Consider the following 1,266-nt stretch of genomic DNA (forward strand, 5'->3'; position numbering starts at 1 on the left):
CTCTACTAGCCGTTAAGACGCATAACGCCTCAATAACCGGCGCAGCTTTTCTGCGTCCGGCGCCGCAGGCGCGAAGTTGATTGATTTGTTATATTTTTTATGCAATTTCGTCTAGCTCACATGACAATATCTTTGGTTGTTGAATCTCTAAAATTTCATGTAACTTTGCCTGATACTCTTTTGCATTCTTTAAGTGAAAAAAGCGCCCCTGGAAAGAATTCTTGCTTCTAGGGGTTGGATTCCAATGCGCGTAGATATAGTACTTCCCACCCGCAGTGTAGCCGCTTACCTTGCAGACACGATCATCGTTAGATTCTTCCGATTCATGCAATTGTTCATGATGAACTTCCTTAGCAAGCGTTTTGGCTGTAGGCCATTTAACTTTCCAAGCTTGACCTTCTTGGTCATGAATTTCGACTTTGACAATTTCAGGAATAGTTAAACCATTAGGCATAGAAATTCTGATTTCTTCTTTTCTACCCTCTGTAATTTGCATCGATGCTCGCGGCTTATCATCATATATCCAACGTTTTTTGGCCCAAGTTCTTTTTTTAAATAAGGCCTGCCAGAAGTCTTTTGGCCTCATAAAATATCGAACGTGATCCACAGTTACGGGGCGTTTTCCGACAGACCGAAGGATAAGCCTATGTTGTGGACGAACGCTTCCTGAGGAATGCTCAAAAGAGAAATCTGAAGAACACACAAGCTTTGGCTGATCTTTCTTGTGTTGTTTCATTCTCAGAATAAGATTTGCTATCCCAGCAACAGTACCTATTGTCCCGGTAATAGCACCCCAAATTGCTAGAGTCTGTGTCAGCGAATCTGCTTCCATACTTCCTCGAAAATATAACGCCGCTATGTGGGGCATTTATTGTGGAGTGGAGTTTTGGGGTAAAGTGGCGTAGCCACCCCAAAACGGAGCGTAGCAATAAATGTCCCTACGATAGCTTTGTTATGCGACTTTCTATACATACAAAACAACCCGTTCACCACACGCAACAAAGCCATAAATTTAATAAAAATAGCCTTAATTTAGGCTTAAAATCTAAAGCTATTACCAGCAATCATTGAGATTAACCCAGCTTTACATTTTAGCCAAGAGCTCACAGAAAATGGAGCTACAACTAAAAATACAAGAAAAACCAAAAATTAGAAACGTGAACGCTAGAATATTGGTAGCGTTTCGACGCTGTTGTGCTGATTGCTAAAGTAAACGGAGGATGCACGCAAACTCTTCTAGATCAGCCGATACTTTTACAGGAAACA

General features: G+C 41.3%; 1 protein-coding gene. It reads right to left on the reverse strand.

Features of this window, described 5'->3' with window-relative positions; all coding sequences use genetic code 11:
- Positions 1-97: 97 nt before the first annotated feature.
- Positions 98-832: a hypothetical protein gene (locus IDZ20_RS06615; RefSeq protein WP_188150643.1), complete on the reverse strand. Its 735-nt coding sequence runs from the start codon at positions 830-832 to the stop codon at positions 98-100.
- Positions 833-1,266 lie beyond the last annotated feature (434 nt).

This window comes from Teredinibacter waterburyi (genome assembly GCF_001922985.1).
In the GTDB taxonomy this organism is placed as follows: Bacteria; Pseudomonadota; Gammaproteobacteria; order Pseudomonadales; family Cellvibrionaceae; genus Teredinibacter; species Teredinibacter waterburyi.